Annotated in this window: 20 protein-coding genes; 9 read left to right on the top strand and 11 right to left on the bottom strand. The window is 37.3% G+C overall.

Annotated elements, in window-relative coordinates; translation table 11 throughout:
- Nucleotides 1–135: 135 nt before the first annotated feature.
- From catA to I5515_RS17370, 3 genes are all read right to left on the bottom strand, one after another.
- Complete coding sequence (gene catA / locus I5515_RS17380; RefSeq protein ID WP_199969016.1) at nt 136–1056, bottom strand: catechol 1,2-dioxygenase; 921 nt, start codon at nt 1054–1056, stop codon at nt 136–138.
- Nucleotides 1057–1216: 160 nt separating this feature from the next.
- Nucleotides 1217–1507, bottom strand: coding sequence for a muconolactone Delta-isomerase (gene catC, locus I5515_RS17375; RefSeq protein WP_003651954.1), 291 nt, complete (start codon nt 1505–1507; stop codon nt 1217–1219).
- Nucleotides 1508–1530: 23 nt separating this feature from the next.
- Nucleotides 1531–2637, bottom strand: coding sequence for a muconate/chloromuconate family cycloisomerase (locus I5515_RS17370; RefSeq protein ID WP_199969014.1), 1107 nt, complete (start codon nt 2635–2637; stop codon nt 1531–1533).
- Nucleotides 2638–2737: 100 nt separating this feature from the next.
- Between I5515_RS17370 and I5515_RS17365 the strand changes: the two genes are divergently transcribed.
- From I5515_RS17365 to I5515_RS17355, 3 genes are all read left to right on the top strand, one after another.
- A complete protein-coding gene (locus I5515_RS17365) occupies nt 2738–3652 on the top strand; it encodes a LysR family transcriptional regulator (RefSeq protein WP_199969012.1) in 915 nt (304 codons plus the stop codon).
- Nucleotides 3653–3733: 81 nt separating this feature from the next.
- Entirely contained in the window at nt 3734–4528 is a 795-nt protein-coding gene (locus I5515_RS17360; RefSeq protein WP_199969010.1) for a TorF family putative porin, read from the top strand.
- 256 nt (nt 4529–4784) lie between these two features.
- The gene (locus tag I5515_RS17355; RefSeq protein WP_199969008.1) at nt 4785–9941 is read left to right on the top strand and encodes a DUF4011 domain-containing protein; all 5157 of its coding nucleotides are present in this window, start codon (nt 4785–4787) and stop codon (nt 9939–9941) included.
- A gap of 84 nt (nt 9942–10025) precedes the next feature.
- On the opposite strand, the gene I5515_RS17350 is transcribed toward I5515_RS17355, so the two are convergent.
- Nucleotides 10026–10346 (bottom strand): pyrimidine/purine nucleoside phosphorylase, encoded by a 321-nt coding sequence (locus I5515_RS17350; RefSeq protein ID WP_199969006.1) that lies wholly within the window; start codon nt 10344–10346, stop codon nt 10026–10028.
- A gap of 336 nt (nt 10347–10682) precedes the next feature.
- Nucleotides 10683–11579 (bottom strand): acetoacetate decarboxylase family protein, encoded by an 897-nt coding sequence (locus tag I5515_RS17345; protein WP_199969003.1) that lies wholly within the window; start codon nt 11577–11579, stop codon nt 10683–10685.
- 318 nt (nt 11580–11897) lie between these two features.
- On the opposite strand from I5515_RS17345, the gene I5515_RS17340 reads away from it, so the two are divergent.
- The 4 genes from I5515_RS17340 (at nt 11898) to I5515_RS17325 (ending at nt 15995) form a co-directional block, all read left to right on the top strand.
- The gene (locus I5515_RS17340; protein ID WP_199969001.1) at nt 11898–12728 is read left to right on the top strand and encodes an alpha/beta fold hydrolase; all 831 of its coding nucleotides are present in this window, start codon (nt 11898–11900) and stop codon (nt 12726–12728) included.
- A gap of 159 nt (nt 12729–12887) precedes the next feature.
- Nucleotides 12888–14126, top strand: a complete 1239-nt coding sequence (locus tag I5515_RS17335; protein WP_199969000.1) for an NADH:flavin oxidoreductase/NADH oxidase family protein — start codon at nt 12888–12890, stop codon at nt 14124–14126.
- A 15-nt stretch (nt 14127–14141) separates the two neighbouring features.
- Nucleotides 14142–15209: a saccharopine dehydrogenase family protein gene (locus tag I5515_RS17330; protein ID WP_199968998.1), complete on the top strand. Its 1068-nt coding sequence runs from the start codon at nt 14142–14144 to the stop codon at nt 15207–15209.
- A gap of 210 nt (nt 15210–15419) precedes the next feature.
- Nucleotides 15420–15995 carry a dihydrofolate reductase family protein gene (locus I5515_RS17325; RefSeq protein ID WP_199968996.1) on the top strand — a complete coding sequence of 192 codons (576 nt, stop codon included), beginning with the start codon at nt 15420–15422 and terminating at the stop codon, nt 15993–15995.
- A gap of 55 nt (nt 15996–16050) precedes the next feature.
- Here the strand turns inward: I5515_RS17325 and I5515_RS17320 are convergent, their stop codons facing one another.
- Nucleotides 16051–16857, bottom strand: coding sequence for a type 1 glutamine amidotransferase domain-containing protein (locus I5515_RS17320; RefSeq protein ID WP_199968994.1), 807 nt, complete (start codon nt 16855–16857; stop codon nt 16051–16053).
- 76 nt (nt 16858–16933) lie between these two features.
- Nucleotides 16934–17350 carry a MerR family transcriptional regulator gene (locus I5515_RS17315; protein ID WP_199969018.1) on the bottom strand — a complete coding sequence of 139 codons (417 nt, stop codon included), beginning with the start codon at nt 17348–17350 and terminating at the stop codon, nt 16934–16936.
- A gap of 156 nt (nt 17351–17506) precedes the next feature.
- On the opposite strand from I5515_RS17315, the gene I5515_RS17310 reads away from it, so the two are divergent.
- Nucleotides 17507–18196 (top strand): type 1 glutamine amidotransferase domain-containing protein, encoded by a 690-nt coding sequence (locus tag I5515_RS17310; RefSeq protein ID WP_199968992.1) that lies wholly within the window; start codon nt 17507–17509, stop codon nt 18194–18196.
- A 201-nt stretch (nt 18197–18397) separates the two neighbouring features.
- Nucleotides 18398–18766 (top strand): hypothetical protein, encoded by a 369-nt coding sequence (locus I5515_RS17305; protein ID WP_199968990.1) that lies wholly within the window; start codon nt 18398–18400, stop codon nt 18764–18766.
- Nucleotides 18767–18823: 57 nt separating this feature from the next.
- On the opposite strand, the gene I5515_RS17300 is transcribed toward I5515_RS17305, so the two are convergent.
- The 4 genes from I5515_RS17300 to I5515_RS17285 all read right to left on the bottom strand — a co-directional run bounded on the left by I5515_RS17300 (nt 18824) and on the right by I5515_RS17285 (nt 22549).
- The gene (locus I5515_RS17300; protein ID WP_199968988.1) at nt 18824–19843 is read right to left on the bottom strand and encodes an MBL fold metallo-hydrolase; all 1020 of its coding nucleotides are present in this window, start codon (nt 19841–19843) and stop codon (nt 18824–18826) included.
- Nucleotides 19844–19984: 141 nt separating this feature from the next.
- Entirely contained in the window at nt 19985–20554 is a 570-nt protein-coding gene (locus I5515_RS17295) for a TetR/AcrR family transcriptional regulator (protein WP_199968985.1), read from the bottom strand.
- A gap of 249 nt (nt 20555–20803) precedes the next feature.
- Nucleotides 20804–22111 carry a PQQ-dependent sugar dehydrogenase gene (locus I5515_RS17290; RefSeq protein ID WP_199968983.1) on the bottom strand — a complete coding sequence of 436 codons (1308 nt, stop codon included), beginning with the start codon at nt 22109–22111 and terminating at the stop codon, nt 20804–20806.
- Between the two features lie 12 nt (nt 22112–22123).
- Nucleotides 22124–22549, bottom strand: coding sequence for a DUF2231 domain-containing protein (locus I5515_RS17285; protein WP_199968981.1), 426 nt, complete (start codon nt 22547–22549; stop codon nt 22124–22126).
- Nucleotides 22550–22835: the final 286 nt, after the last annotated feature.

Raw genomic sequence — 22835 nt, 5'->3', positions numbered from 1 at the left:
GTGAGAAACCTTAGAGCAAGAGGTAACGTGATGTATTACTACCGCTAAAAATTTATTTAAAATTCTTAATGGTAGTAATAAATGAAATAAGTTTTGTGAGTCAAAAGCGAACTTTTAACTCACATATACTTTCAATTAAGCACTAGCGCGGCGACGTTCAACTTCAGTTGAAGGTGCAGCAACTGCATCTTTCACAAGTTCAATGTTGAATGTGATGTGTTTGAAAGCATGATCTAAACCACGGCGTTGAATTTCCGCTGGGTCTGTTACATCAACTGCTGTTGCTACTAGTCCGTCGCGAGTTGCGAAAGCAAAGTCATCCCATAAGTACTCGTCACCCTCAATGTTGAATTGAGTCGTAAGCTTGCGGAAACCTGGTGCAGAAACGAAGTAGTGAACGTGAGATGGACGGTTACCATGACGGCCTAACTTGTTAAGAAGGGCTTGAGTCGTACCTTCTGGTGGGCAACCATAACCTACAGGCATCGTGGTTAATGCAACATATTTACCATCAGCATCAGTCAAAATACTACGGCGTAAGTTAAAGTCAGATTGAGACTTATCAAAGAATGAGTAGTTACCCAAACTGTTGGCATGCCATACTTCAACTTTAGCATTTTCAATGATATTGCCATCAGTATCAGTCACAGTACCTTCAATAATTAAGGTAGCGATTTTGCCATACTCAGTGCCATCATCCATACGAGCAAAACCAACGGTTTCAGGCGCGCCCGCTACATAAAGTGGACCTTCGATCGTACGAGGTGTGCCGCCAGTAACGCCAGCTTTTGCATCAGCTTCATCTGCACGTAAATCAAGATAGTGCTCTAAACCTAAGCCAGCTGCCAAAAGACCAAGTTCGTTTGCTTGACCTGCATCGGTAAAATATTCCAAACCTTTCCATACTTCTGAAGGTTGGATATCTAAATCTTCAATGGCTTGAAATAAATCCCCAAGAAGGCGCACTACAATTTGTTGAACACGTGCATCGACTTCGCCTTTTGCAGTGTCGACATTCATTTGTTTTACAAGCGCATCAATTTGTTGACGGTTCATACTAAAGCTCCTTAAGTATGCAATACGGTTTTGGGTGGCAGTGTTGCGGGCATTTTATTTTGCTAGCGAATAGTTGCTGCCACGTTCCTTGTTACCTTCTGAATAAATATGCTTAGTTTTAAATGGACTTCAGGAATCACATTTAAAAAATTATTTTGGTTTACGAATCATCATCACGAACAGAGGAAGGGTGGCGATTGAGGGCCATCACTTCGATATTCATATAAGGATAAAGCGGCAAACCTTGTAAAATATTGTGCAATTCTTCATTGCTCTCTACATCAAAAATACTGATGTTTGAGTATTGACCTGTAACTCGCCAGATATGACGCCATTTGCCTTGACGTTGTAAGTCTTGCGAATAGGCTTTTTCAACGGCCTTAATTTCATTTGCTTTGTCGGCTGGCATATCAAGTGGAATATGCACATCCATACGTACATGAAATAACATGGGAAACTCCTTATCCTGTTGCCTTAACGACGTAACTTCTCAACTTTATCTTCATCAATTTCAATGCCTAAGCCCGAAGCCGTTGGCAAGTGCAATTCAAAGTTTTCGTAACGCAGTGGTTCTTTTAAAATTTCTTCAGTAAGTAATAACGGACCAAATAATTCAGTGCCAAAGGCTAATGTTTCAAAGGTCGCAAATGCATGAGCAGAAGCGATACTACCTACAGGGCCTTCAAGCATGGTGCCGCCATAAAGATCAATGCCAGCTAAACCTGCAATCTTGGCAACTTCACATGCTTCGATCAGACCACCAGATTGTTCAATCTTTACTGCAAATACATCAGCACCATGGCTTTTTGCAATACGGTACGCGCTGTCAGGGCCTGTTAAAGCTTCATCTGCCATGATTGCGACATCAAAACGGCGTGTTAAACGAGCAAGCGCTTCAGTATTTTGAATAGCGCAAGGTTGCTCAATTAAATCAATTCCGCCATCTTGCAGTTGCTGAATACCTTGAATACATTCCAGCTCTGACCATGCACGATTTACGTCAACACGTACACTAATATCTGCACCGAGTGCTTTTTTAATTGCAATGACATGGTCAACATCGTGTTGTAAAGGGCGTGAGCCGATTTTGAGTTTGAACGTGTTATGACGTTTCAACTCAATCATTTTTCGAGCTTCAGCAATATCTTTTTCTGTGTCGCCAGACGCAAGTGTCCAAAGTACAGGTAAACTGTTACGCAGACGTCCACCTAAAACTTCGCTTAATGGCACGTCTAGTCGTTTTGCCTGAATATCAAGTAGGGCAGTCTGAATGGCACATTTCGCAAAACGGTTACCATTAATATTCTTACGAATCAGTTTTAGTGTTTGTGCAACGTTTAAATCTTTAACCGAAGTGAGTAATGGTGCAAAGTAAGTATCAATATTGGCTTTGACACTTTCAGGACTTTCTTCACCATAGTTCAGTCCACCAATGGTGGTCGCTTCACCCCAACCGACAATACCATCCATGGTCGTAATTTTAACGAGCACCAAAGTCTGAGTACGCATGGTGGTCACAGACAACTGGTGAGGACGGATAGTTGGAATATCCACAAGTATGGTTTCTATGGTTCTATACATGAAGTTTCAACTATTACGAACTTGTTTACATACCATAGAAGAATGTAATAGCCTAAAATAGATATAGAACGGTATTTTAAGATACTAAAAAGGTATATTAATGGAATTAAGACATCTACGTTATTTTGTTACCGTTGTTGAAGAACAAAGCCTGACAAAAGCAGCTGAAAAGCTTTTTATTGCCCAGCCACCTTTAACACGTCAAATCAAAAAACTAGAGGAAGAGTTAGGCATTGATTTGTTTGTGAAAGGCTCACGTCCATTAAAAGTGACAGAAGCAGGTTTGTTTTTTTATCAACATGCCGTTCAAATTTTAACGCATACGGCCCAAGCGGCTTCGATGGCTAAGAAATTAAAGTTGGTAGAAAATATTGTCAAAGTTGGCTATGTGAGTTCGCTTCTTTACGGACGCTTGCCACAAGTCATTTATCTATTTAGACAAAAAAATCCTGATATTCATGTCGAGCTTATTGAATGTGGAACTCGAGATCAGGTAGAAGCTCTAAAATTAGGCAAAATCGATTTAGGTTTTGGCCGACTCCCTATTAGTGACCCAGCGATCAAGCGACTTTTGCTTAGAAAAGAAAAATTAAAACTCGCGATTCATAAAAAGCATCCATTAAGTGAATTTCAAGATTCAGGAATTTACTTATCTCAAATCATTAATGAGACTATTTTTTCTTATCCAACCACGCCTAAGCCTAATTTTTCGACCACCATTCAAGCTTTATTTACCAAGTTAGGCTTAATTCCAGCCAAACTGACAGAAGTCCGAGAAATTCATATGGCACTTGGTTTGGTGGCATCTGGCGAGGGTATTTGTATTATTCCTGAAAGTGCCTGTGATATAGGAATGAAGAATTTAACTTACTTAAATATCTTGGACTTAGAAGCCTATAGTCCCATTTCTCTATCCATGCGCAACATGGATCAAAGTTCGTATATTCCTAAAATTTTAGACTGCATTGAAGAAATCTATAGTCAAGAAGATGTGTCCAGAAATTTGAATTTGTAAATTTTTAATACGTTTTAAACAACTTATCATGTTATTTTAAAAACTTTAAACCTATAGGTAATATTTAAAAGGAATTATTAGATGAGAAAAATTTTAGGCGTCGCTTCTCTCATTATGACTACAGGTGTTGTACATGCTGAACAATTAAATGAACAAGAAAAAACCTCTCCTTATAGCGCGAATGTTACTTTTGCTAGCCAATATATTTCACGTGGTTTCCAACAAACTTGGGGTAAACCAGCCTTGCAAGGTGGCCTAGATTATATTAACCCGAATGGCTTTTTTGTTGGAACTTGGGCATCGAGTGTGAGTTCAAACTATCTGCGGGATGCTTCCGTTGAGTGGGATTTTTATACAGGTTATATAAAAACTTTCGATAAGTTTTCGGCTGGAATGACAGTTTTTTATTACTACTATCCAGATGCGAGAAGTACACCAGAAACAGGTAGCACCAGCTATAACTATGGCGAAATCGTACCTCAAATTGGTTATGGGCCTTTCACCCTTAAATATTTTATTACCTATACGCCAAATTATGCAGGTTATAACTCAAATACCATGGGAGGACCTGTTGGTAAACGTTCCAGAGGATCAAGTTATTTAGACTTAAACTTTACCCAGCCCATCAATGAAAGTTGGACTTTTGGTGCTCATTATGGGTATGAACGAATTAAAAATTTCTCAGAATCTAATTTTCAAGATGTTAAAGCTGAACTCATTAAAGATTTAGGTGATGGCTGGAGTGCAGGATTGGCTTATACCAAAGCATGGGATAAAAATAGTTACTATAAAAAGTATAGTAATGGTGAAGCAGATGCGCTTATTTCAAATCCGATTGATTCGACTTTTACAGTGTCTGTAAAAAAGGTCTTTTAATTTAAATTTATTAATAATGGCCTCATTAACTACGCTTTAAAGGTACTTCTAAACTCAAACTTTCAAGCGTAGTTAAAATGGACTTTTTATTTAGTTTCTTAATTTAAAAAGGCTAAGAATTCACTTTTTTCACCTAAGAAATGTTGAATATTGCTGATTGTTTAATTTTAAAATAAAACATAAATCATTTAATATTCTAACTTTAGTTTTTTAGCATATCTTTAATTAGATTTAATAAAATAGATAGGGGTCAATAGTGTCAGAAATTGATAATAAACAACAAACTAATCCTGAATATTCATTAAAAGTTGATTGTGCTTCAGCTTTGAGTTTTGTTCTACAACAAAATTCAGTACCCCTAATTCGACATGTTCTAATTTCTTCAACTGAAACAGTTTCTGGTTCACGGATTATTATTCGTTCTAACCCTGAATATTTCAAAGAACATACTATTCATATTGCAAGCTTGGAAGCTAATCAAGTCTTGGCTCTCGATAAGCCAAAATTAGCTTTTAATATTCAAATGTTACAAGAGCTGCCTGAAAATATGAAAGGTAGTGTTGAAGTACTTTGGCTGAATGAAAGAGAAGAGGTTCTTGCAGAACAGCAGTTAGAAATTGATGTATTAACGATTGATACATGGGGTGGCGAGCGTCAGCCAATTGAGTTATTGGCAAGTTTTTCACAGCCGAATGCATCTGCTCTCAGCCCAATTTTAGTTAAAGCGAGTGAAATTCTAAAATCAAAACAATTAGGTTCATTAAGTGGTTATCAAGACCGAGATCGAGATTCTGTTTTATCTCAGCTGAATACGTTGTGGGAATCTTTATTGGAACAAGATATTCATTACATTGTTAACCCAGCAAGCTTTGTTAAATCGGGCCAACGAATCCGTTTGGCAAAGCAGATTTTTGAAGAAAAGTTAGCATGTTGTTTAGACACGACAATACTTTTAAGTGCTTTGGCTGAACAAATAGGCTTAGATACTTTACTTATTATTGAAGAAGGACATTCGTATCTTGGTGTTTGGTTAAATGAGACGCCAAATGTTGACTTGATCATTGATGATATCCAAGCTTTAAGAAAACGTTATGATTTAGGTGAGATAGTCTTTATTGAAACCACGTTGCTTACACAACAAGGAAAATTTACAACTGCGCTAGAAACTGCAAAACAATATATAAAGGATGAATCTCGTCAGAATAAGTTTTATCTTGCGATAGATGTTCGTCAATCCCGTTTACGTGGTATTAAGCCGATTTCTGCAAATCTGGAAAAGAAAAATCATTTGGATGATACAGAGATTGAATGGGCGACGGCATCTATTCCTGTTTACGATAATGAGCGCCCTCTTGAAAACAAAGCCACACGTGTTGATCGTTGGTTACGCCGTTTATTGGATTTAAGCCTTCGTAACAAACTCTTAAATTTTAAAGATAATCGTTACAGCATCCCATTACAGTGTTCTGAGTTAACACTTAGCAAACTTGAAGATGCTCTAGCAAATCAGGAAGGTTTCTTATTTAAAAGTGTGGATAGTATTTCTCTAAAAGATGTTCAGCGCGACAACGAAAGCCAGCATATTAATCAATACGTTGATGAAAACCTTTCTAGAAAATTATTATTTAGTCCTTTAGATACACCTTTATTAGAAAAACGCTTGATTGAAGTCTATCGTGCTTCCCGTACTGCTTTAGAGGAAGGCGGAGCTAATACATTATTTCTTGCGGTTGGTTTTCTTGAGTGGAGAGAGTCCGAACGCTCGAAACGTACATTTAAAGCACCTTTACTCCTCATTCCTGTACAGATTACGCGTGAGACAGCTAAAACAGGTTATCGTCTATTTATGTATGATGATGAGCCACGTTTTAACTCTACTTTACTACAATTATTAAGACAGGATTTTGAACTTGATATTGCGGGCTTAAATCCTTTACCAACAGATGATTCTGGCATAGATGTTAATAAGGTTTTACATATTGTACGAAAGGCGATTGTAAATATAGCAGGATGGGAAGTAAAAGCTGAGGCTGCAATTGGTCAGTTCTCATTCTCAAAATATTTAATGTGGCTTGATTTGTCTTCACGGATGGATCAACTAAAAAATCAATCTGTGGTAAATCATCTGATTGAATCCCCACGGGAACCTTTTATTAAACAAGATGAATTCCCGCAACCTGCTCAATTAGACCAACAATATAAGCCACAACAATTATTTACGCCATTATCGTCTGATTCTTCGCAGCTGGCAGCAGTCATGTCCGCAGCATTGGGGCGTACTTTTGTGTTATCAGGTCCTCCTGGTACAGGTAAGTCACAGACTATTACCAATATGATTTCTCAATGTTTGGCAGATGGTAAATCGGTGTTATTCGTTTCTGAAAAAATGGCTGCATTAGAAGTCGTTTATCGTCGTCTGACACAAATTGGCTTAAGTGAATTGTGCTTGCAGCTACACTCATCAAAATCTCAAAAAATGGAAGTACTTGATCAACTGAGAGAAAGAGCGCAGAAAAATAATGATCCTTACTTCCTTAGTACTCAACCTAAAACAACAGAATGGCAGAAGCTTTCAGATAGACTTATTCAAACCCGTGATGAACTGAATCAACATGTAAAAAACCTGCATACATCACATCCTATTGGTTGGAGTTTGTATGCAGCAATGAGTGATGAACTTCGTTATCGGGATACACCGCATTTACGTTTTCCTGATATCAGTATTGCAACATTGACAGCAGAAAAACGTGAGTTACTGAATGAGACCGTGACACAAGCCATCGGTTTACGTCAGTTAGTTAACGAAAATGCTAAACAGATATTAGATGGTTTTGCAGAAGGTTTGGCTGAGCCGATTTGGAGCCTAGCATGGCAAGAACAATATCAAATATTACAAGATCAACTTGTAGACCAAATACAACGTTTGCAAAATTCAGTTTCTACTTGGCAAGAAGTTTTCGGGTTTGGTGAAAAGCAAAATCTGAGTCAGGTTAAACATGATGTTTCTATTTTTACGGCATTATCTGATCTTGTTCAGCAAACCGATTTAAAATTACTAAGTATTATTAAAGATTTAGATTTAAACACTATTACGCAAGCGAAGCAGTTAGTCCAAGATTTAAGACAGCAGCGTTCTTCGTTAGTTGGACAATATCAATCTCAAATCTATCAAGCAGATTTAAGTCAAATTGCCTTTAAATGGCGTGAAGCAGAATCAAAAATTTTCCCATTCTCATGGTTTGCTAAATTCCAGCTGAGAAACTTAGTCAAAACTTATCAAAGCTCTACTCAACGTCCTACAGCTTTGGCGGTTGCACATGACTTACCAATTTTGCAACATATCCAAAGTCAACAAAAACAGTTCACTGAATATGAAAATCAGTTGGCGAGTAAATTTGGTTCTTACTGGCAGGGGGAAGATAGCGCATGGCAAAGTTTTGAAACTATTCACCATCAGTGGCAAGAAATTAAGCAGATAGTGGCTTCAAAAATTACTGATCAAGCAACTTTATTAAAAGTTGTGGAATTTAGTAAAAATAATAGTTTGGATGAAATAAAACAAAACATAGCTCAAGTGGAAAATACATTCAGTCAATTGCTGAATGACCATGCATTAAAAAATGATGCTCAACTTACTCCATATCTAGATATTAATTTTAATGAAATTATTGAAAGACAGCAGCAATTGCAACAACACAGTTCATCTTGGAGACATTGGTTAAATTGGCAGGCTATAAAGAGCAAGTTGATTCAACAGGGGTTAAAACCTTTGGCCTTTGAACTTTTAGATACTCCATTGGAGCTGGATGCTGCTTTAAAGCGCTTGAATATTAATTTAGCGAGACACTGGATTACTCATCAATTTAGTCAACACCCTGAATTAAATCAGTTCAACAGTCAACAGCATGAACAGAAAATCCAGACCTTTGCACAGCAAGATAGAGATCACCAGCTTGCTGCGAGTCATGAGATTATTCATCGTTGGAATGCTATTTTTAGTGAACAAGATAAACATAAGGCACAGTGGACTGTTCTCAATAAAGAATTAGGTAAGAAACGCCGTCATATTCCTGTACGCGAATTAATGCGTCAGATTCCTGATGTGTTAGTTGGATTAAAACCTTGTTTATTAATGAGTCCGTTATCAGTTGCTCAATATCTGGATACTGAAGCAAAATTTGATGTAGTGATTTTCGATGAAGCATCACAGATTCCCGTATGGGATGCGATTGGTGCTTTGGCGAGAGGTAAGCAGTCCATTGTGGTGGGCGATAATAAACAAATGCCACCAACAAGTTTCTTTGGTAAGGGAGATTCTGAAGAAGAGGTTGATGAGGAAGTAACTGAAGACTTAGAAAGTATTTTAGATGAATGTCTTGCTGCTCAGTTACCAGAATTAGTTTTGAACTGGCATTACCGTAGTCGTTATGAAAGTCTTATTCAGTTTAGTAATCAGAAATATTACAAAGGTGGTTTATTTACTTTCCCTGCACCAGTTGCCAAAGATACTGCTGTAAAACTGCATAGGGTTGATGGTGTATACGACAAAGGAGATACACGTACCAATAGTAATGAAGCTAAAGCAATTGTTGAATTTATTATTCAGCATTTACAGTCTCAGCTAGGGCAAGAGAACCCTCTGACTCTCGGTGTTGTAACTTTCAATATGACCCAACAAAAGCTAATTGAAGATTTGCTGGATAATGAACTTGCAAATCATCCTGAGTTAGAGACATTGAGCAAGTCGGGGATTGAACCTTTATTCGTTAAGAATTTAGAAAATGTACAAGGAGATGAACGCGATATTATCATTTTCTCAATTACCTATGCTAAAGATCAGGATGGTCGGTTATCAATGAATTTTGGTGCGCTTAATCGCCAAGGTGGTCAGCGCCGTCTAAATGTAGCAATTACTCGTGCTCGTCAAGGGTTACATGTTTTCTCTGCCTTGAGTCCAGAAGAAATTAACTTGGCGCGTACCAATAGTGAGGGTGTAAGAGATCTAAAAGACTTCCTCATTTTTGCTCGAAGTGGTCAGTTGCATTTAAATTATTCGGATCAAAGTAAACAGCAGAGTAAAAAAGAATTCGTGCAGTACTTACAAACTAAGCTACAAGAACAAGGCTGGAGTGTTGATATTGGAATAGGTCAGGGGGATAGTTGTGTAGATTTAGCGATTAAGGATGATTTGAATTCGGGTAGTTATATTGCAGGTATTATTGTGGATGGTGAAAACTATGCTAAAGCAGCGACTGCACGAGATCGAGATCAACTTAGACCAACAGTTTTAAATGGATTAGGCTGGGAAGTTTTATCGGTTTGGACGGTAGATTGGTGGTTAGATCCAGAGCAAAACTTAACTAAATTGGTAAATATGTTAGAAGAGATAAAATCTAAGGAAGATGTTGCTTAATTTATTTATAAACAGATAAGGGTTTACCTTATCTGTTTATATACTCTAGGTGAACATTTATAGGGGAAATAATTTTTAATTTATTTATTCTAAATGGCAGACATAATCAATCACTTCATCTGTCATAATTCTAAATTTACTATTTTCAGGGACATTAAAAGATTCACCACTTGAATAAATTTTAGTTTCAGGATCATCGCCAATTTGAACACTACATTTTCCTGAAATGATTTCTATGCGTTCGGGAACATGGGTTTTAAATGTTAAAGATTTATCTGTTGGAAGGATAACTCCTAGAGTCTTTTTGGTACCATCTTCAAGTTCAATTACATGACTAATTGAACGACCTTCATAGTGGACATTAGCTTTTTTCTTTATAGAAACAAAATCAAATTGATTTGACATTGTTTGCCCCATTTTTTTTAAAATTGTGTAGTTATAATAATAAAAAACCATCTGAATCTTCAAGCTTTAAAATTATATTGTTAAATAGATGACAGAACAACTCTCCTAAAATGGAAACTATAACTAAAAATATGTAGTAAATATCTTAGAGACATTCAACCATTTGATATCAGGGCTTTGAACAAAAGGCAAATTAAATAAGGCAATGGCGAGCAAGATAAAGTGAAGTAAGAAAATATATCTTTCTTTAATAATACGCTTTAAATACTTTAAGATAACTTTAGTCTTACAGCTATATCTAGCTTAACCACTCTAACCTTATTAAGTAATGGATTACTAAATTTTCACTGGTAGATTTAATACTACCTGAGCATCTTCAATAACATCCAAACGTAGAATTTTTGAAGCACCTAATTCATTTAGCAACTTGGTTAAGGGACCCTCATTTTTCACAATTTGTATTTTCTTAGGAAAAAGCTTTTGCGCAAAGGAAAGAATATTAGATTGCACTTCTGTTTGGTGCCATTTTCCATCAACGATATGTAGCATGGTGGCTTTGTTGATATGTGTTTCAGAATCAACATGTTTTAAAGTCGGCACAGGCATTTTTAGGCTTAAATCTAATGTGCCATTAACATCGGAAATATTGGCTTGAACTTCTTTAGGGTTTATGTCCACTTCAATTTTAGTTAACCATTTTGGTAGTTGGTAGCCATATACACCACGGACTCTCGCAATTTCTGTATCGACAGGTAACGCTAAAACATGTGCATAAAAATGACGTTCACGCATCGATTTCATTAATTCTGCAATGTGTGGTCCATGTGCATTTGGTTTGCGTACAACAATCGCAATCGACACTTCGTTATATGGATCATTATCACAAACCGAATATGTAAAGAACGTGACGGCGACCAATCCATAACCTGGAAATGGTTGTAACGGCGTTAAAGCAGATGGAAGCTTTGCCTTAATATGCTTAATTGGAGCAAGCATTAAAAGCTGTACATTTGCACTACGATAATAAAAGTTAGGTGCCCAGACCGGACCTACACGCGACTCCACAATTTTTTTAGGAATATTACGAAAAAAATCGATATTGCCAGCAGCTGGATCTTGAGCAACTTCATCTAGATCAGGGTTCATTCTAAAACGGTCGTAATAACCACCTTTGGGTACTTTGACTTTTTGTTGCCCAAATTCAACCTCAGTAAACTGTTGTTTTATATTCATGAGAGCTCACCTTTAACATTAAATGACCGAGTAGCTACATTGTCCCTCTAAAGACATATTAATTTATAGCCAATATGGGCACTATAAGATTAAAGTTAACTTTAAAGTCAAGGCTTTAATTTTGATATGCCAAATCTTTAATATTTAAAATAAAAACAATTAAAGATTAAAAAGATACAAAGTTGAGTAGCATCTTCATATAAATTTTATTATGAAAAATAAGTAGAGACTGTTGACCTTAAAGCTAACTTTAAGCCTAGTATAAACATTCAAACCCTTATAACGATCGAGAAACAGAGTTTCAGCAGGAGAACAAAGATGGGATATGTAACCACAAAAGACGGCGTAGAAATTTTCTATAAAGATTGGGGTCCACGCGATGCCCAAGTATTATTTTTTCATCATGGTTGGCCTTTAAGTTCAGATGATTGGGATACTCAATTACTTTTTTTCCTTAAAGAAGGTTTTCGTGTAGTTGCCCATGACCGCCGTGGGCACGGGCGTTCAAGTCAAGTGTGGGATGGTCACGATATGGACCACTATGCAGATGACGTTGCAGAAGTGGTGAAGCATTTAAATATTAAAAATGCAATTCATATTGGCCACTCAACAGGTGGTGGTGAAGTGGCTCACTATATTGCTCGCCATGGTCAAGAAAACGTTAAAAAGGCTGTGCTTGTCAGCGCAGTACCGCCGCTTATGGTTAAAACTGAAAATAATCCAGAAGGTTTACCAAAAGAAGTTTTTGATGACCTGCAAAATCAAGTTCTCACCAACCGTGCGCAATTTTTCCGAGACCTTCCATCTGGTCCATTCTATGGTTTTAACCGACCAGATGCGAAACCATCTGAAGGTATTATTGCTAACTGGTGGCGTCAGGGCATGACAGGTAGTGCCAAAGCGCATTACGACGGTATTGTGGCATTCTCACAAACTGACTTCACCGAAGACTTAAAGAAAATCACCATTCCTGTTTTGGTTTTACATGGTGATGACGATCAGATCGTGCCTTATAAAACTTCTGGCGTGAAATCTGCTGAATTGCTTCAAAATAGCCAACTCAAAATCTATCCAGGTTTTTCTCACGGTATGTTAACCGTAAACCATGATGTGATTAATGCGGACTTGTTGGCATTTATTCGTGAATAATTAAAAGCGTTTAGACTTTAAAAAGAGGCATATCGAGTGCCTCTTTTTTTATATAAAAATTAATAAATTCAAAATATTAATGAGATAAATATTAAAAGGTGTTGACATTAAAGTTAGCTTTAATCTTAAAGTAAAGCCATACTGAATGAGGTCATTCCAATGAAAGTGTTCGAAAAATTAGTATTTCCAAATGGTTCAAGTGTTCCTAACCGCATTGCTAAAGCGGCAATGGAAGAAAACATGGCTGATTTAAACCATGCACCTTCAGAAGAGTTAATGCGTTTATATCAAGCTTGGGCAAATGGTGGTGTAGGGCTAATTATTACTGGAAATGTGATGGTAGACCGCCGAGCAATGACTGGGCCGGGAGGTGTGGTGCTTGAAGATGAAAAGCATCTCGATACTTTTAAAAAATGGGCGCAAATCAGCCGTTCAAAAGGCGCTCAGGTTTGGCTTCAAATTAATCATCCCGGTCGTCAAATGCAGTCAAATTTAGGGCAACAAACATGGGCGCCTTCTGCTGTTGCTTTAGATTTAGGAAAAATGTCAGACCGCTTTAATACGCCCATCGAAATGAACGAATCTATGATTGCAGAGGTGATTCAGCGTTTTGCAAACACAGCGCGTTTAGGCGAAAAAGCAGGATTTACTGGAGTAGAGATTCATGCGGCACATGGTTATTTATTAAGTCAGTTTCTTTCTCCACTCAGTAATAAACGCCAAGATCGCTGGGGTGGTTCTTTAGAAAACCGTGCTCGTATATTAATTGAAATTGTTGAAGCAGTTCGTAAAGTAGTTTCACCTCAGTTTACTGTAGCGGTAAAACTCAATTCAGCCGATTTCCAACGTGGCGGATTTAGTGCTGAAGATGCTCAACAAGTGGTTAAAATGTTAAATGAGCATGCAGTTGATTTGGTTGAACTTTCAGGCGGTAGTTATGAAGCACCTGCAATGCAAGGGCAAGCGCGTGATGGCCGCACACTTGCTCGTGAAGCTTACTTTTTAGAATTTGCACAAGAGATTCGTAAAGTTGCCAAAATGCCTGTTATGGTTACAGGTGGCATACGCCGTAAACAGGTGGCAGAAAAAGTGGTTGAAAGCGGTGTAGATATGGTGGGGATTGCTACAGCTTTGGCAATTGAACCCAATTTGCCAAATGCTTGGAAACAAGGAAAAAATGTTTCACCTGAACTCAAGCCAATTACATGGAATAATAAAACATTCGCTTCACTTGCCAATATGGCTGTGGTCAAATTCCAGTTACGTAATTTAAGTTCTGGTAAAAAAACAAAACCAAATGTTTCACCAGCTTGGGCTTTAATTTTGCAACAATCAGCTATGTCATGTCGTACCCGCCAATATAAAAAAGGCATGCGTGATTATTCATTTACTTCTTAATAAGAGCGTTGTGTTATGACAAATAGTAATAATTCAAATTGGATAATTTATGGGGCAAATGGCTACACGGGCGAATTAATCGCTCGTGAAGCTGTACGCCAAGGTCTAAAACCAACTTTGGCTGGTCGTAATGAAGCTAAGATTGAAACATTAGCTCAAGAGTTAGGACTTGGCTATCAAGCTTTTGGGCTTGATAACGTAGAGGCGGTCAGTGAGCACCTCAAAGACTTTAAATTGGTCATGCACTGTGCAGGGCCATTTTCAGCGACATCAAAACCCATGATGGAGGCTTGTATAAAAGCGGGTGCTCACTATCTAGATATTACTGGTGAAATCGCTGTGTTTGAATTGGCACAGTCACTTAACAGCCAAGCTGAAAAAGCCAATATTGTGCTTTGTCCGGGTGTTGGTTTCGATGTAATCCCGACAGACTGTGTTGCTGCTGCCTTGAAAGAAGCATTACCAGATGCGACGCATATAGCACTTGGTTTTGACTCTAGAACAGGGTTTTCACCGGGTACTGCTAAAACAAGTACTGAAGGTATGGCCGAAGGTGGGAAAATTCGTAAAAACGGAAAAATTACCACCGTTCCATTAGCGCACTACGTCCGAACTATTGATTTTGGTGACGGTAAAAAAAGTGCTATGAGTGTTCCGTGGGGAGACGTCTCTACAGCGTTCTATACAACAGGCATTCCAAACATTGAAGTATTTGTACCCGCATTTCCCAAAATGATTTTTGGCGCGAAAATGATGAACTATCTACGCCCAGTATTAAAACTAAAAGCAGTACAGAAGTTTATTAAGTCACGTATTGAAAAAACGGTTGTGGGGCCAAATGAGGAACTCCGTGCAAAAGTGCCGACCTATGTGTGGGGTGAAGCCAGAAACTCACGTGGGGAAATCAAAACTGCCCGTATCCAAACGGAAAATGCGTATAGCCTTACAGTCAATGGTTCACTGACAGTGGTAAATTATTTACTCAAAAATACCGTGAAAGGCGGTACATATACTCCTGCAAAATTGATGGGCTATAAGCTAGTAACTGAACTTCCGGGTTCTGGCCCACTAACCATTACTTAACAAAGCCTTTATTAAAACAGTATGTTTATAGATCGTCCCGAATAAGGAATCACTCTTATTCGGGTTATTCATAAAATTTATAAATATTTCAAAAGAATACAGCTTTATTTAGACCCAAATAAAAACAGAAAACAAAACACTCCATAAGAAATAATTCAAATTGAATATACTAAAATGTATACATATTTTATGCTCAAAGGAATGTAAATAATGAGAAAACTAATACTGTTTCTACATGCATCTCTTGATAGTTTTGTAGAAGGTCCAAAAGGGGCAATGGACATTGGATGGATTGCCTACGATGCCGATTTGGCAAATCATGCAAAAGAAATTTTGAGTACTGTCGATACGGTCATTTGGGGGCGTGCGACTTACCAGATGATGCATAGTTATTGGCCATCTATGCTTTCAAATCCAGCAGCTTCGGAGCATGAACGAAATCATGCAGAATGGATTGAAAAGACAGAAAAAATTGTTTTCTCTACAACCTTAAATAAAGTTGAGTGGAATAATTCCAGACTTGTAAAAGATCATGTCGAAGAAGAAATTAATAGACTCAAACAGAAGCAGGGTAAGGATATGGTGATTTTGGGGAGTCCTCGATTCGCGCACTATCTGATGCAACTTGATTTAATTGATGAATATAAAATTACGATTTCTCCAGTTCTGATTGGTAGTGGATTACCCTTATTTCAAGGCGTTCAGGAAAAGTCCAATCTTAAACTCATCGAAAACAAAACCTTTGCTTCTGGCGCAATTGGTCTTCACTATCAAAAGATAAGCTAATATTTTTACATCAAAGAGGAATTACAGACCAACCCTGTAATTCCTCTTTTTTGATTTATCGAAGGGTACTTAAACGTTTAATGACCGCTTCGGCGATTTCTTTACTCGACTGAGGGTTTTGTCCCGTAATAATTCTGTCGTCTGAAACCACATACGAGGTAAAAGGAATAAATGCTTGTTTGTAGTGTGCTCCACGTTCAATGAGTCCATTTTGTAGAGAAAAAGGAACTTGAGACTTAATACCAGACAGCGTTTCTTCAATATTTGCAAAACCAGTAACGGTTCTACCTGCAATTAAAGGTTTGCCATTTTCATCCTGCAAAGGCAATAAACCACCCACGCCGTGACATACCGCTGAAACTATTCCACCTTGGCGATAGATCTGTTCACTAATGTTTTGCAAGGCTTTATTGTTTGGGAAATCCCACATAGTTCCGTGACCACCAGTATAGTAAATGGCTTTGTACTGTTTAGGATTAATGGCATTTGGAGCTAATGTTGTCTTTAACTGCTGCATAAATGTTGGGTCGGCTAAATGATCTCGCGCTGATTTATCTAAGTAAATAGACTTTAAGCTACGTTCATCTAAGGGAACCTGACCACCTAAAGGACTTACAAAATCCATTTCATAGCCAGCAGCTAATGCCACATCGTAAAAATGGGTGAGTTCAGTTAACCAAAGTCCTGTTTTGTCCGCACGGGAAGGGTAAGCCGAGTGATTAGTCATTATGACTAAAATTTTTCCATTTGCTTTGGCAAGGCTTTGAGTCTTATCTGACTCGGCGGCATGTACCATATTTGAAGTTAAAAAAATGGCAAAAATAATTGTTAACCAACGCTGAAAATCCCAAACTTTAAACATGACAGGTTCCTCATCAATCACCTGTTATCCATCGTATGTTTAAAGCGTACTTTAAGGTCAATAGGTCTCTAAGAAATTACGGTGATTTTGCTTTGTCGTAATAGAGATTCATGAGTCGTTCTGCATTTTCTTCACATGTAATTTCATCTGGTTTGTTATTAATAGCTTCGACCATATTGCGTAAATTTTGCTTACTAACTTTGAGTTTCTGTTCTAAAAGTTCTATTTCTTCAATTTTGGATTCAAGTGTTTGGATGAGGGCATCATGGTTCCAAGTGGCAACTTTTGACGGTAAAAAGGCTTTAATTTCTGCCAAAGAAAACCCGACTTGCTGGGCCTGTTGAATTAAAGAGAGTTGCTTTAAATCGTTATCGGTATATTCGCGGTAGCCATTCGATTTTCTTTTTGCTTTAGGCAAGAGCTTAATCTGTTCATAATAACGAATTGTAGGGGTCGTTAAACCGCTTAGTTTCGATAACTCGCTAATATTCATAGCCACATACTCTCTTAACATTCAAGGTAACTTTAGACTTATAGTGTTGTAAAAGCAAGGTTCATAACTTTACCAAGCACACACTTTCAGTAACAGGTTTCTATGCTTTGATGGACTAAAGAATAGAATTATAAATATCAAGAATGAGGTGAAAAAATGTCTAAACGCGTATTACATGTCGTGACCAATATTTCACGCTATAAAGATGTAGATGAACCGACAGGTCTATGGTTAGGTGAACTTACTCATGCCTATGATGAGTTCGAAAAACAAGATTATATTCAAGATATTGTGAGTCCAAATGGTGGAAAAACGCCGATTGAACCAAAATCATTAGGCGCTTTAGTTGCCGATAAATCGGTAAAAGCGAGAGAAGATGATCAAGCATTTATGACTTTACTGGCCAACACCCATAAACCTTCAGATATCAATTGGCAAGATTATGACGTGATTTACTACACGGGCGGTCATGGCGTGATGTGGGATTTCTTAGATAACCCGGAACTACAAGAAATCACCAAAAACATTTATGAAAAAGGTGGCATTGTTTCAAGTGTTTGCCACGGCTATTGCGGCTTACTCAATGTACGGCTTTCAAATGGTAAACGTCTTATAGAGGGTAAAAAGTTAACTGGCTTTGCTTGGAGTGAGGAAGTTTTGGCGGGTGTCGCTAAAAAGGTTCCCTATAATGCCGAAGAGCTTGCTAAAGAATACGGCGCTCATTATGAAAAGGCTTTTGTTCCATTTGCGCCTCATGTTGTTAAAGACGGCAACTTAATTACGGGACAAAACCCATTTTCTGCTAAAAAAACAGCTTTAGCGATAATAGAAACTTTAAATGTTTAACTTCTTATATTTGAAAATGTGGTGGTTAACTCCACTACATTTTCTTTATTCAGTTTAAAATAAATTAAAAACTGGGCATAAAGGTACTACTTAAAAGATTATAATTAATTTTAATATATTGTTTTATTTGGATGTATTTAAAACATCCTACTTAAATAAAAATATTTTTTACATAGCACGATGATGAATAAGAGAGTTGTTTTGAAAACTGAATTTATTGTTAGATGTATTTATGCAGTTTGTCTTATCGGTGCAGGGTTCAACCATTTGCAAACAGTTTTGATACATGGTTTGTTTTGGGATTATAACAATTTACCACTATTTACTTGTATTTATTGGACATCTTTAACTTTTATCGATCCAATTGCAGCAATTCTTCTATTTTATAGACCTCGTATTGGTTTAATTCTAACTTTTTTAATTATATTTAGTGATGTCATTCATAACACTTGGATTATATTAAAAGTTGGTCGAGACTTGTTCAATTATATGTATATTTCTCAAGTTTTATTTCTAGTTTTTGTTTTGTGCACTGTTAAGTTTCCTTGGAAGGCACATAAAACAAGTTAAAAATTTAAGATAGGAGAGTAAAAGAATGAATTTTACTCTCCAAATAATTTCTTGAACCTACGAACGCCACCAATAATTTTCGACATTTGGCTCGTTTAAATTCAATACTTCACCCATCTGAGGCGTACTAATCGCTAACTCGTTTTGTTTAGCCAATCCGACAATTCGTTCAAACGGGTCGTCCCAAGCATGCAGCGCTAAGTCAAAAGTCCCGTTATGTACAGGCAACAAATGACGTCCTTTTAAATCAATATGCGCTTGCAACGTTTGCTCGGGTTGCATGTGAACATCGGGCCACTCAGGGTCATAAGCTCCAGTTTCTAGCATGGTAAGATCGAAGGGACCATAACGATGTCCAATCTCTTTAAAACCATCGAAATAACCCGTGTCTCCGCTAAAAAACACCCGTAGATCATTATCAATAATCACCCAAGATGCCCAAAGCGTTGCATTGCTATCACCCATGCCTCGACCAGAAAAGTGATGGGCAGGGGTAGCAACCAGTTCAAGCCCATCTACATGGGTAGTGTCCCACCAGTCGAGTTGTTGAACCTTTTCTGCCGGCACTCCCCATCGAATGAGTGTGTCACCCACGCCAAGAGGCGTTAAGAAATGCTCGACTTTATCTTTAAGCTGCATAACCGCGTGATAGTCCAAATGGTCGTAGTGGTTATGCGATAAGATCACGCCTTTAATGGGCGGTAAGTCGGCAATGTTAATAGGCGGTTGGTGAAAACGTTTCGGGCCAATCCACTGAAAAGGCGAGGCACGTTCTGAAAAAACAGGGTCGGTTAACCAAAACTCATTACGTAATTTTAACAAGATGGTTGAATGCCCAAGACGAAATAGGGAACGATCAGGCGCACTCAAAAGTTGTTCTTTTGACAAACTTAAAACAGGAATGCTTCGGTTAGGTACCGTGTCTTTTGGTTTGTTAAATAAAAATTTCCACATTAACCCCAGTGTTTTTCCGAAAGACGGTTTGTGCTGGTTCGGGCGTGTATTTCTAAATTTACCATTTTGTTGCTGAGATGGCATTAAGGGAGAAGGTAGCTCTGTTGTATTTGAAATAGTCATCTTGTTTTTCCTTTATTGGAACAAACCTATATGTGCAAATAAGAACTTGGGCTAAGTGCTTATTTAGATTAATTTAAATGAGTATTTAATCACTCATTAATTCATTCAAAAATAAGGACGCCGTGCATCCTTAACTTTTATCTATATCGAGACAGCATGCCAAAACGCTTCAAAACCAGATTTGCGATAACGCTCGGCTTGGGAAGGGTCTTGGGCAATAAAATTCAGTGTAACTTCGGCAAGCGCACCTAAAATTGAAGCAATAAATAACGGTGGGTAATCTCTTAATTTGCCATCGTTAATACGGTCTTGAATGTTTTGGGTCAGGTCACAAAAGGTTTGCATGCCAATTTGCTTACTCTGTTCAGTAATTTGTTCAGAGGTTGACAGCTGTGCCATCACTTTACGTTTTTGTGGGGCATCCAAACTCCAGTCCAAATAGCTTTGCCAGATATGTGACATTTGTGTTTGCAGGTCTGATTGAGTAGGGTAACCATCCATCATAACCTGACGAAGTTCGGCCTTTAGCGAAAGATATAACTGGTTAAGCAGTTCTTCTTTATTACTAAAATAGGTAAATAAAGTACCTTCTGCCACGCCAGCGACTTTAGCAATTTTTGAGGTAGACGCACGCTCTCCAAGCTCTGCCAATGTTTCAATAGCAGCACTTAAAATTGCATTACGTTTATCTTCACTACGAGGACGAGCCATATACAAACATTTTAATTGAGTGATTACTCAATCATACATAAAAATAGATAGAGTGCAAGAAAATATAAATTTATTTACACCTAGTGTTGACGTTGCAATGGATATATTTTGATCTAATGATGATCAGGCTATTTTTAGGGCTGTGTACTCTCAAAAGAATTGCTCAAATTTAAACTGCCAATCAAGTAAAAAAGAATGAATGTCAGCTTAAATTTGAGCATGTAAAGTTATACTCAATTTAATTAGAGTTTATTGCATACTTACTCGCCAAATGATATTTCCGACATCATCTGCAACCAGTAAAGCGCCTGAGCGATCTTGTGTTAGGCCTACAGGTGCGCCATACAAACTCTTTTGATCTTGAGAATAGAAACCACTCACTACAGTCTTAGGTATTCCTGTTGGTTTACCATTTATAAAGGGGACAAACACAACGTTATAACCATTTAGAGGTGTTCTATTCCAACTACCGTGATTACTTACAAAAGCGCCTTTTTTAAATTGATCACCAAGATTTGTTGTTTCCGATGCAAACCATAAACCTAAAGGTGCAACATGCGAGCCTAATGAATAATCTGGCTTAATTGCTTTTTTAACCAAATCTGGACGCTGTTGTTTTACACGTGTATCTAAATGCTGACCAAAATAACTATAAGGCCATCCATAGAAACCTTTATCTTGTACAGCAGTTAGATAGTCAGGGACTAAACTTCCACCAATTTCGTCTCGCTCATTTACTATGGCAAAAAGTTGATTGGTTTCGGGTTCTATTTGTAAACCTGTTGGATTTCGTATTCCACTTGCATAGATCCGACTAGCGCCCGTAAGTACATCAACTTCAAGTACAGTTGCTCGGCGATATTCAACAGCTAAACCTTTTTCACCAATATTACTATTCGAACCTACGCCAACATATAGCTTGGTTCCATCTTTACTGGCGACTAAAGATTTTGTCCAATGATGGTTAATCGTGTCTGGTAAATCTGCTAGAACCGTGCCCGTTTCATTAATGGAAGTTGAGCCTTCTACATAATGATATTTAGTGACATTGTTTGTATTAGCAACGTATAAAGAGTCACCAATGAGCTGTACACCAAAAGGAGAGTAGAGATTTTTTAAGAAAACATATCGTTTCCATTCGCCAGTTTCAGTTGGTCGTAGCAAGGTTATTTGGTTTCCACCTTTTCCGCCTTTTCCAGAAAGGCCTTTAACTTTATTTGCAATAAGCTGTTTCGGTGTCGTAGTCGGTGCTTCACCAGGGCTATTCGATTCAACAACTAAAATATCGCCATTTGGAAGTGTGTAAAGCTGCCTTGGATGTAATAAGCCATCGGCAATTTTTTCAATTTTTAACCCTTGTGCGACAACAGGTTTTTGATTTTCTGCCCAACCCACTCCTCGTGGAACTTTCATAGGAGGAACTAAATAATTTTGGGCTTCTGGTAACTCTGGATTTGCACCATACTGTTTATCAAGATCAACAACGTTTTCTTTACTACATCCAAATAGTGCTAAGTTCATTAAAAAAAATAATGTGGTTTTATAGATAGTTTTCATATTCCCTTCCTATTAATCTTCTACATCATTTCCAGCAGTTGATTCAAATATGTAATAAAGACCAATTAATAAAACAGTGATGAAAGAAAGAATTACGTTAGCAGGAACAATCCCATACGCATCTCTACTATGTATAAAAGCATTAAAGATTCCGCTCACTATGGCAAAACCGTAGAGAAAAAAACCCGTTATTTCAACTTTCCTAATATTTTGTATTGGACGAAACCAAACATAAAATAAATTAATTAATCGAGGGATAATGGCAATGATTAGACCAAGTACAACCAGCCAACTCGCTGCATTGGCCCATAATATTTCGCCTGTATTTTTATAAGTAATATCAAAAATTAAAGCCCCAACAAAAAAACCAAATGGAATGGGGTTTAATAATGAATAAAGGGTATAAAGCACTCCATTTCTTGATCTTACTATTTTCATAATCCATCCTTTTTTATAAAAAGAGTGTTATTTTTATATATTCATATAAATATTTTGGATGTTTGTTTTTTGTAATGTTAATTTGGTGAATTACTTTGATTTATTATTTGGTTTGGATAGTGGTGTCTTTATATAAAATAAAGTTTTTTATAGGATATTGTGAAATTAACCTAATGATTTTTTTACTTTAATTTGTGTTATGGATATATGGATTTTTTGGATCATTTTTTCTTTATTTCTTATTGTTTTTAAATGTTTTTCATTAATTTAATTTATGAAAAAATTC

It is taken from the genome of Acinetobacter calcoaceticus, assembly GCF_016508255.1.
GTDB lineage: Bacteria > Pseudomonadota > Gammaproteobacteria > Pseudomonadales > Moraxellaceae > Acinetobacter > Acinetobacter calcoaceticus_E.
This window is presented reverse-complemented; position numbering and strand designations above follow the sequence as displayed.